An 11,064-nucleotide genomic window follows, 5' to 3' on the forward strand; every position below is an offset into this window, starting at 1 on the left:
CCTCAATATATCCTAAAAGCCAATAAACCTATAACAAAATAGCAATCCAAAAACAAACATTTAAAAAGTAATTCTTGCCTTAACATAAGTAATCCAAATAAAAACAATGTAATAATAGAAAAAAATACAGAAATAAAATGTGTTCCATATCCTCTTATATAATTATATATTGTGCATTCTAATAAAGGTTCATCATAAACATTAAATATTTCCCAAGATAAATTATTTATTGATGTATTATGATTTTATTCTTTTTGTATTGATAGTTAGTTGCTATTTGCTATTTGTTTATTTACCTAATAATAAATTGTTAAAAGAAAAAATATTATTAGAAGAACAATTAGAATCAAAACAAAATATAAAAAATAATTCATTAACTGCAAAATCATAAAACATCATTTATAATTACAACCTCAAACTATTTACTTAGTTTGGGGTTTTTATATCCAAATAACTAACTATAAATAAAAAAACATCTTCCAAATTAACTAAAATTAAAAGAAAATCACTAAAATACTTGACTATTTCATCTTTTTTTTATAGAATATTAGTGATGGTAAAACAGATGTAGCTAAAATAATTAAACTAATCCCTTGTCTTTTAGAGGCTTTTCTAAGTAATTCTTTGCTGTTTAAGAAAGAAAAGAAAGCAGGCGATTATTAATTATTTGGTTACACAAACTTACCTTAAAAAAGGAGAGTTTACAAATGTCACGTTATACAGGTTCACTTTGGAAAGTTTCAAGACGCCTTAATTATTCGGTTTCAGAAACTGGAAAAGAATTACGCAAAAGAACTTATGGTCCAGGACAACACGGTCAAAAAAAAGTTAAATTAAGTGATTATGGGCTTCAATTGCAAGAAAAACAAAAATTACGTTTTACTTACGGCGTATCAGAAAAGCAATTTCGCAAAACTTTTGATAATGCAAGCAAACTAAAAGGGATTCATGGTGAAATGTTTTTAGTACTATTAGAATCTCGTCTTGATAATGTAGTTTATCGTTTAGGATTTGCCAAAACAAGAGCTCAAGCAAGACAATTAGCTAATCACGGTCATATTTTAGTAGATGGAAAAAAAGTAGATATTGCTTCTTATCGTTTAAAACCAGGGCAAACAGTTACTTTAAGAGAAAAATCTAAAAATCTAAATATTGTCCAAGAAGCTGTAAATAGTAAGTTTGTTCGCGCAGATTATGTTTCTTTAGATAAAGAATTAGTGGGTAAATATGTAAGATACCCTCAAAGAAACGAATTTTTACCAGATATTAACGAACAATTAATAGTTGAATATTATAATAGATAACTCAAACGCCCTTTAATAGGGTGTTTTTTGTGTATTTGGAATATATAAATAGTAGTTAATTAGTTGTCATTGTATAATAAAAAACAACCAAAAATAATTTATTTATTAATAATCCATAATTAAGATAACTAATTACATAAAATAATAATTATAAAACAAATATAATAGTATATATAAACTAACATAACCCCCCCACCCAAAAAACTACCAAAAAAACTTATTGTCTATAATAAACATAGCTTTTTATATTATAATATTTTTGTAAACTAATATCATTTATTTAACATTTTACCCTAATTATCAATTATTAAAGTTTCAGTTTTTAATTGTTTTTGATTAACTTTTAACTTTTAAAAATCTCAAAAAAGGAATTGATTAATATGAAAAAAGTAAATTTAAAACGCCAAGAAACAATTGATTTTTTAAAAACTATGAGTCAAAAATCCCAAGAACAAACTCTACAAACCCTTAATTCTTCTTTGCAAGGATTAGATCAAAATCAAGTAATGTTGCATCAAAGTTTGTATGGTAAAAATATTTTATCCCAAGAAATCAAAACCAGTTTTACTAAACAATTACTCCAAATTGCAATTACTCCTTTTAATATTGTTTTATTAATTTTAACTCTTATTTCTTTGGTTAATGATGTTCTTACTCCCAGTCCAGAAAATAGAAGTTATGCTACTATTATAACTACTATTTTAATGTTTTTGGGTTCTGTCATTGTCCAATTTAGTCAAGAAAGTAAACATTTAAAAATTACTTCTCAATTAAAAACTTTGGTACAAAATACAACTGCAGTTAAACGAAATAATTCTAAATTGGAAATCGCTTTAGAAGAAGTAGTAAGAGGAGATATTGTTATTCTTTCGGCAGGAGATATTATTCCAGCTGATATTAAATTATTAGAAACTAAAGATTTTTTTGTAAAAACTACTACTTTTACTGGTGAATCAGAACCAGTAGAAAAAATGGCGTGTGCTTTTTTACAAAGCGAAACTATTTTAGACGATCCTAAATTAGTTTTAGCAGGTTCAACTGTTATTTCTGGTTATGCTACAGGTATTGTTTTAGTCACCGGAAAAGATACTTATTTAGGTAATATCAGCCAGGAAATTACTAAAAAAAAATCCCTTTCACACTTAGATCAAAGTATTAATTCCATCGCTAAATTACTTATGATATGTATTTGTTTAATGGCGCCTTTAGTATTTTTATTCAACTTTAAAAAACCTCAAAATACTTTATTACAATCATTTCTTTTTGCTCTTACTATTGCCTTTGGACTTACTCCTAAAATGCTTCCCTTAATTGTTGCTACTTCTTTTTCTAAAGGAATTGTTGCTTTATCCAAGCGCAAAGTAATTGTTAAAAACCTAAATGCTATTTCTAGTTTTGGAGCAATGAATATTTTATTTACTGACAAAACAGGAACCCTTACCGAAGACCAAATCTTTTTGGAAAATTTCTTAGACCTTAATGGCAACGAAGATATCCGTGTTTTGCGTCATGCCTATCTGAATAGTTTTTTTCAAACAGGGCTTAAAAGTTTAATTGATAAAGCCATTATTACCAAAACAAATAATGTCCAAACTCTACATCCTTCTTTACAAGGAATCACCGAGCAATTTACCAAAATTGATGAAATTCCTTTTGATTTTAAAAGAAGAAAAATGAGTGTAGTAATACAAGATGTTTCCCAAAAACAACAAATGATTACTAAAGGAGCAATTGAAGAAATACTTGCTATTTGTGATCATGTAGAACTTGAAGGCAAAGTTGTTCCTTTAAGTGACCAAAGCAAACAAATAGTCCTGCAACAAACCATAACTTATAATCAAAAAGGTTATCGCGTAGTTGGAGTAGCCCAAAAACTTATCTCAAATCCCAAACAACAACCCTATTTTACTCCTGGACAAATTGAAGAAAAATCAATGGTTCTAATCGGATTGCTTACTTTTTTAGACCCTATTAAAGAAAGTTCAACCCAAACTATTGCCTCTTTGCAACAAAAAGGTATTATTGTTAAAATCCTTACAGGAGACAACGATATTCTTACCAAAGCTATTGCCCAAAAATTAAATATTCAAACAACTTATTGTCTTCAAGGGAGTATCATCGATAATTTAAGTGATGATGCTCTTTACGAAGCTTCTCAAAAAACTAATCTTTTTACTAAATTATCCCCCGAACAAAAAGCAAGAATTGTATCTGTTTTTAAACAAAAAGGCAATATCGTTGCTTTTATGGGTGACGGAATTAACGATGCTTCTGCTATGAAACAAGCTAATTTAGGTATTTGTGTTGATAGTGGTGCTGAAATTACTAAAGAAATTGCAGATATTATTTTGTTAGAAAAACAACTTATCGTTTTAGAACAAGGAGTTGTAGAAGGAAGAAAAACCTATACTAACGCCCTTAAATACATTAAATTTACTCTATCTTCTAATTTTGCCAATTCCCTCAGTATTTTGCTTGCTAGTTTATGTCTTAATTTTCAACCTATGATAGTTTTACAAGTTTTATTTTTAGACCTTATCTATGATTTGATTTGTTTTGCTATTCCTTTTGATAATGTTGATTATATTTATTTACAAAAACCACGCAAATGGGATTTTGCAAGTATTAAAAGTTTTATGTTATGGTTTGGTTTTTTTTCTTTCTTATTGGATGTGGCTTTTTTAATTGGAATGAAATTTATTTTAAAAAACTTATCCCAAAGTCCACAATTATTTCAAACTAGTTGGTTTATTTTTTCAATGTGGTCACAAACATTAACCCTTTTCTTACTGCGAACTGACAAAATTATTGCTAAAAACAATCAAAAAAACCTTCCTTCTTTCCTTATTATGGCATGTTGTTGTTTAGGTTTGGTAATTACTACTTTCCTTCCTTTAATGCCTATTGTAAGTCAAGCCCTTAATTTAGATAAATCAATTTTTGAAAAACCTACAATTTTTTCCTTTTTGTTATTTTTAGTAGTTATTTATTCATTAGTTATGATATGGGCTAAAAAAATCTTTATTCAAAAACACAAACAATTATTATAAATTGTATTAACTAATTTCGTTATTTTATCCTTTTATTATTTTATTATTTCAAAATTTATTATTTCAAAATAAAATGGTTTGCTTTGGTTTTTGCTTGCTAAAAATTAATTATAAATTGATTGTTTTGCTTTCTAATATCGCCCCTTTTTTCGCCTCCCAAATTTTTCAATTTATCAATCATAATCATTTTTGAAAGGAATTTCTATGTTTGGCACTTCTCCTTTATGGACAGTTTTTTTGTTTTTGTGTATCTTTATTGTTTTTCATTTTTTCTTACGCAAATATCAAGTTTTAAATATGGTATTTTTATTTTTGCTGTTATTTTCCCTTGTTTATTGTTTGAAAAGCTACCATGATACTTTTGTTGAACCTATTTTTAAAAGATATCTTAGTTTAGATATTTCTGAAAACATTTATGATTGTTTATTAAATTTTATTCTAACTAGTATCATCATCATCAAAGCTCCTTATTTAAGAGTTGCTTTTAATAATTGGTCTAAGCATTGGAACATCAAACGACAAAACTTTTTTATGGGTGGAGATAATACCCAAAAAGAAATTATTAAAGCTACTTTAGAACTTGCTTCTCGTAAAATAGGAGCCTTAATTACGATTGAAAAAAATAATACTTTGGAACAATACGCCCAAAAAGCTATCTTAATTGATGGTAATGTTTCTAAAGAATTGTTATTAAACATCTTTGCTCTCAACACACCTTTACACGATGGAGCAGTTATTATTAGAGGAGATAAAATTTTGTGCGCTAGTGCCTATTTTACCTTGTCTTCATCAGCTGATTCCTTAGACAAAAAAACTGGTTCGCGTCACCGTGCAGCTTTAGGGATTAGCGAAACTACAGATAGTATGACAATTGTTGTCTCTGAGGAAACAGGAAATATTTCTATTGCTTTAGAAGGGATGATGTTTCAAACTAACGAACAAGAAAAACTTAAAGAATATTTAGCTATTTTTATGAATTAATTAAAATAAAAATTCTTCAAAATACAAAATAAATAAAATACAACCCCATTTTATAAAATAAAACAATCCCAACTAACCTCAACCCCCAAACCAAATATACCAATCAAAGACGAAAAGGAAACAAATAAATGAATAAACGAAAATTAGGTATTGTAGTTGATTCTACTTGCGGAAATACTTATGGCAAAAACTTTTTTGAAGATATTTCAGTAGTGCCTTTAACATTAATTGTTGGAGAAACTAGCTATATGGATGGTGCCATTGGCAATACCACTTTACTAAATTTTATTGAAAACAAACAAAAAGTAACTACCAGCCAACCCAATCCAGAGCTTTTTATTAAAGCTTTCAAGGAACAATTTGACTTAGGATATAAACACGTTATTTGTTTAACTTTATCCAGTAAACTAAGTGGTACTCATAATAGTGCTCTTTTAGCTAAAAAAATGCTTAACAATCCTAATATTACTGTTATTGATACTCAAAATATTGGTCCTGGAGTTTATTTTTTCTTACAAAGAATCAATGATTGGCTTACTCAAAACCCTGATGTTTGCCCTCAAACAATCACTGATAAAATCAATGAAGAAAAACTAAAAGGCTTTTTGTTATGCACTGTTAATAATTTAAAAATATTAGCTTATAATGGACGTATCTCCAAATTTAGATTTTTAATTGGCAATCTTTTGAAAATACATCCTATTTTAAAATTTCAACAAGGAGTGTTATCAATTGAAAAAAAAGTAAGAAACTTAAAAAACTGTTTTAATTATTATCTTAAAAAAATATTAGAACACAAAACTGCAAATAATAAACTTGATATTCAAGTTATTTATGTAGATGATGACAAAGATGCCAAAGAACTTTTAGCACAAATCACAAAATTAGCTAACCCCCAAATTAAAGCTACTATTTATGGTGCTATTTCTCCTGTAGTAGCAGCTCATATTGGCTATAAAGGATTTGGATTTTATCTTAACGAAATTAAAGATTAACTTATAATGGAATGCATTATTTTTTAATCCCTGATTTTGTTTAAAGTTTTAGAACAGTCAAAACTTTTTATCCCAAAAACTTTTAAAACCCGCCTTTAAAAAACACTTAAACAATCTTTTTGATTATCTTTTTGGCTATTTTAAGATACAATAAAATTGTAGCTATATTTTAGTTACATTATATTTTTATATCCTTGATGTTAGAAAGAACCAAATAAGTGTCTATATTTTACCAAAGAAAAAAACTTTTTTTCAAAATACTTTTGGTTTTAGTATTAATTTTTTTTATTACAACCATCGCTTATGCTATAGAAGATTGGCATAAATTAAAAAAGGATAGTAATTTTGGATTAAAAATTGCTGCTCCTGCAGAATTGTCAGTTTCCAAACCCGCAGATCTTCACGACACCAATAAAAAATTTTTAGTTCCTACAGAACATAGTTTTTTAATGACAACAGAACAAACAGATAGAGTTATTTTTGAACAAGAAGCTACTCTAAAAACTCAAAATGACAAATTAACTTTTATAAACGGAAAAAATACCAAACTAGATATTAATTATTTTTTTGAAAACCTTGATTTAAACGAACAATTAAAAGATTTTTTTAATGTTCAGATTTTATGGAAATACAAAGAACAACCTCAACAAAGTTTTGTTTCTTATGACAATAAAAATAAACCAGTTATTATTGATCAAAACGGTAATTTAAAAAAAATTATTGTTCAATTTACCATTTATGCTTCTAAAGTTTTTCCTTCTGGATTCCAAACTAAAGAAAAAAAATTACAGATAAAATATAACATACAAAAACCATAATATTGTTTTGCTATTTTTATTATTTATGATTTGCAAGTAACAACTATTTTTAATTTTAAGCTCCTTTAAAATTTTAAATTATATAAATTGCTTATTTATTTCAATACTTAATTTTCAAATAAGCGAAGACCGTATCAGCACGGTCTTTTCTTTTTTCCCTTGACATTTATTTTAGAAAAAGATTAATTTGTTATAAAAATATCTATTTTAATAACCCCCCTAGCCTTATTATTTTTTTCTAAAATGAATTGATGAAAAAACATTTTTTGTGTCTTTTGGCAACCCTCTTTAATAATAAACATCTTTGGGCAAAATAACTTTATTCCAATTCTTAAAATTATAAAACATAGATATAAAGGTAACCAAGTTTATGATGGGACTTAAAAATCAAACAATTAATTTCTATTACAAACACCCTAAAATATGGAAACTGGCTCACAACCGCCAAATTGAAATTTCTCATAAAGCCTTAATTATGGCAATTATTAATGTTACTCCTGATTCTTTTTCAGATGGAAACCAACATTTTACTAATCAAAAAGCAGTTAATCATGCTCTTCGTTGTCTCAAAGAAGGTGCTGATATCATTGATATTGGAGGCGAATCTACTCGTCCAGGAGCAATCCCAATTACTCCTTTAGAAGAACAAAAACGCATTTTGCCTGTTATTAAAGAATTATCACGTCATCCTAAAGCCATTATTTCTGTTGATACTTATCATTTTCAAACCGCTAAATTAGCCATTAAAGCAGGAGCTCATATTATCAATGATGTTTGTGGCTTGCAACAAAATCCTCAAATGGCACAAACAATTGCCTCATTAAATGCAGGTGTTTGTATTATGCATACAGGCAGAAATCGCAAAAAACTTTCTAATGCCTTGCAAGACCAATTTTATTTTTTAAATCATTCCTTAGAAATTGCCAAACAAGCCCAAATTGCAACAGAGGCAATAGTAATTGACCCTGGGTTTGGTTTTGAAAAAAACATTGATGAAAACTTTGATATTATAAAAGAATTTGAGCAATTAACTAAAATGGAACTACCCATATTGGTAGGTCTTTCGCGTAAAAGATTTCTTAAAGCAATAATTCCAACTGAAAGCCTTTTACAAGTAGAATCATTAGATGCCATTACTGCTACTGCTAATTTTTTGTTAAGAACTAAAGGAGCTTCGATTTTTCGAGTGCATAATGTCAAAATGAATAAAAATAGTTTGCTTTTAGCAGATACTTTAATGAAAAAAATATAAATATTGTTATCCTAAATATATTTTAAAATTATCCCTTTTAAAATAATGAAAAACATTAATTTTTGCAACATAAAAAACGCAAATAAAACACATTTTTAAAAAAAGAATTTATGACTTGTCAAACTTATCAAATATTTTTCTAAAAACAAATATTTTGCAAACATTTTTCTATTTTTTATAACTATACCCAAGTAAAGAACGTATAAAACAATGAAACTTAATAACAATGTAGCAGCCATAGGACTTGGTAGTAATCTGGGAGCTAAAAAGAATAATTTACAAACTGCTTTAAAAATGATTAATTTGCATCCTCAATGCGAAGTTTTGAAAGTTTCTCCTTTGTATGAAACTCTTCCTTGGGGAAAAACAGACCAACCTTTATTTTTAAACGCTGCTGCTCTTATCAAAACTTTCCTACCTCCCTTACTTTTTTTAGATTTTTTATTATCTGTAGAAATGAAACTCAAAAGAAAACGACTGGAATTATGGGGACCGCGTACTATTGATTTAGATATTTTGTTTTTGGGAAATCATACTTGCAAAACTCCTAAATTAACTATTCCTCATCCCTATATGTTAGAAAGAATTTTTGTCCTTGCTCCCTTAGCAGATATTTTGCCTAACCAAATAATACAAACCAAAACTATTTTAGAATGGAAAAACCAATTAGATCAAAATGCAGTTAAAATAATTGAAAATAATCAATGGTATCAACCTTCTTTTTAAAAAACCTAACTGTTTCATTTTTAGATAACTTAATTATTTTAAACTATATTTATTAATGTAAAAATAAAATTGTAAAAAGGAAATTATATGAATATTTTATCAATCGAAACTAGTTGTGATGAAACGAGTTGTGCAGTTACTCAAAATGGTAAAAAAGTACTTTCTAATGTAGTTTTTTCCCAAATTAAAGATCATCAAATTTTTGGTGGAGTAGTCCCTGAAATAGCTTCTAGAAAACATATTCAATTTATGACTTTGGTATTACAACAAGCCCTTAAAGAAGCGAACCTTACCCCTCAAGAAATTGATTTAGTAGCAGTTACCCAAGGACCTGGTTTGGTAGGTTCGTTGCTAGTTGGCATTAACGCCGCTAATGTTTTTGCCTACACTTATCAAAAGCCTCTTTTGGGAGTAAATCATTTATTAGGGCATATCTATTCTGCTCAAATTGAACATGAAATTAATTTTCCTGCCTTAGTACTTTTAGTTTCTGGAGGACACACCGATCTTTTTTATCTTACGGACCACCTCCAAATCAAACCTCTTGGCACTACTCTTGATGATGCGGTAGGAGAAGTTTATGATAAAATTGCTAAAAACCTCAATCTGCCTTATCCTGGAGGACCTTTGATTGATCAATTAGCCCAACAAGGAAAAGACACTTATCATTTCGTGCGCCCTTATTTAAAAAATGATAATCTGAATTTTAGTTTTTCAGGACTCAAAAGCACTTTGGTAAATTTAGTGATGAAACAAAACCTAAAAGATATCAACATTCCTGATTTGTGCGCTTCTTTTCAAGCTAGTGTTATTGATGTTTTATATGAAAAAACTAAAATAGCTTTAACCAAATATCGTGCTAAACAATTAATTGTTACTGGTGGAGTTGCTTCTAATTCTGGTTTAAGACAAAAGTTTATGACATCTTGTGCTAACTTGGAAGTTATTTTTCCTAGTTTGCAATATTGTACTGATCAAGCTGCTATGATAGGTATTGCAGCGTATTATCAGAACCAAATTACTAAAGCTTCTAAAAAATATGATCTTACAGCAAATCCTAATTTGGTTTTTTGATTTTTGATAATACCCCCCTTTTTTTATATAATATATAACAAAAAAAGAGTCCCAAAAGGACTCTTTTATTTTTTATTTGGTTGTTGTTCTTTTTGGTTTACTTTTTGCTTTGGATTTTGTTGGAGTTTGATTTTTTTCATCTAAAGCATAAACTTCTTTTTGGTTGAGAGTGTCTTTTTCTAATAAAGCTTTGGTTATTTTTTCAACTAATGTTTTATTAGTTATTAAAAGTTCTTTGGATGTTTTATAACATTCATCAACTATTTTTTTAACTTCTTGGTCTACTTGAATATTGTAGGCGATTAAAGAACCATTAAAGTTGGTTTCTTTATTGTTTCTAAATACTAAAAAATATTTTTCTTATTAAATAATAAAAAAGGAGATTAAAATGGCAAGAATTTACAGACCTTCTTATTTCAGTAAAAAATCTTTTAGAAGAAATAAATCAACTTTAGGCGGTTTTTTTATGTGTTGGGTTTTACCTACATTAGGTATTGTTCTTCCTTTGGCTGTTTATTTTGCTTCAAAAGGTTATTTATCAATAGCTAAATAATAAAAAGGAGGAAAAAAATGAATTTAAGACAAATATTAGTTTTATCTGCTCTTTGTTGTATTTTTCTATTTGTAGCTTATAAATTTGGTTTTATTGTTCCTGATACAACTAAAATTACATGGCTTAAATAAATGAACGTTTTTTAAAAAAACGTTCATTAAGGAGAATATATAATAATTTTATAGAAAGGAAAAATTAATGGATATACAACAAACAATTATTAATATTTTTGAATCAAAATTATTTATTTCTTTTATTTCTTTTATCTTTGGTATTTTTATTTATTGGTTTTATTTTTATATTAAAGAATT

General features: G+C 27.5%; 10 protein-coding genes. 9 read left to right on the forward strand and 1 reads right to left on the reverse strand.

Annotation, left to right across the window (positions count from 1 at the left end):
• Positions 1–707 precede the first annotated feature (707 nt).
• The 8 genes from rpsD (at position 708) to tsaD (ending at position 10,200) form a co-directional block, all read left to right on the forward strand.
• Positions 708–1,304: a 30S ribosomal protein S4 gene (gene rpsD / locus AACP42_RS02790; RefSeq protein ID WP_212775566.1), complete on the forward strand. Its 597-nt coding sequence runs from the start codon at positions 708–710 to the stop codon at positions 1,302–1,304.
• A 380-nt stretch (positions 1,305–1,684) separates the two neighbouring features.
• On the forward strand, positions 1,685–4,354 hold the full coding sequence (mgtA, locus tag AACP42_RS02795) for a magnesium-translocating P-type ATPase (RefSeq protein WP_249402822.1): 2,670 nt from the start codon (positions 1,685–1,687) through the stop codon (positions 4,352–4,354).
• 189 nt (positions 4,355–4,543) lie between these two features.
• Positions 4,544–5,335, forward strand: a complete 792-nt coding sequence (locus tag AACP42_RS02800) for a diadenylate cyclase (RefSeq protein WP_011160933.1) — start codon at positions 4,544–4,546, stop codon at positions 5,333–5,335.
• Positions 5,336–5,463: 128 nt separating this feature from the next.
• Positions 5,464–6,330 carry a DegV family protein gene (locus tag AACP42_RS02805; protein WP_212775568.1) on the forward strand — a complete coding sequence of 289 codons (867 nt, stop codon included), beginning with the start codon at positions 5,464–5,466 and terminating at the stop codon, positions 6,328–6,330.
• 218 nt (positions 6,331–6,548) lie between these two features.
• Positions 6,549–7,148, forward strand: a complete 600-nt coding sequence (locus AACP42_RS02810) for a hypothetical protein (RefSeq protein WP_212509206.1) — start codon at positions 6,549–6,551, stop codon at positions 7,146–7,148.
• A gap of 370 nt (positions 7,149–7,518) precedes the next feature.
• Positions 7,519–8,400: a dihydropteroate synthase gene (folP, locus tag AACP42_RS02815; protein ID WP_212775569.1), complete on the forward strand. Its 882-nt coding sequence runs from the start codon at positions 7,519–7,521 to the stop codon at positions 8,398–8,400.
• Positions 8,401–8,610: 210 nt separating this feature from the next.
• Positions 8,611–9,126, forward strand: a complete 516-nt coding sequence (gene folK / locus AACP42_RS02820) for a 2-amino-4-hydroxy-6-hydroxymethyldihydropteridine diphosphokinase (RefSeq protein WP_071345728.1) — start codon at positions 8,611–8,613, stop codon at positions 9,124–9,126.
• Positions 9,127–9,213: 87 nt separating this feature from the next.
• Complete coding sequence (tsaD, locus tag AACP42_RS02825) at positions 9,214–10,200, forward strand: tRNA (adenosine(37)-N6)-threonylcarbamoyltransferase complex transferase subunit TsaD (RefSeq protein ID WP_212775570.1); 987 nt, start codon at positions 9,214–9,216, stop codon at positions 10,198–10,200.
• A 72-nt stretch (positions 10,201–10,272) separates the two neighbouring features.
• Here tsaD and AACP42_RS02830 read toward each other — a convergent pair whose 3' ends face one another.
• Entirely contained in the window at positions 10,273–10,503 is a 231-nt protein-coding gene (locus tag AACP42_RS02830) for a hypothetical protein (RefSeq protein ID WP_339332577.1), read from the reverse strand.
• 85 nt (positions 10,504–10,588) lie between these two features.
• Between AACP42_RS02830 and AACP42_RS02835 the strand changes: the two genes are divergently transcribed.
• Entirely contained in the window at positions 10,589–10,753 is a 165-nt protein-coding gene (locus tag AACP42_RS02835; protein WP_339332576.1) for a hypothetical protein, read from the forward strand.
• Positions 10,754–11,064: the final 311 nt, after the last annotated feature.

Origin of the sequence: Hydrangea phyllody phytoplasma, assembly GCF_036985185.1 — a bacterium.
GTDB classification, from domain to species: Bacteria; Bacillota_I; Bacilli_A; order Acholeplasmatales; family Acholeplasmataceae; genus Phytoplasma; species Phytoplasma asteris.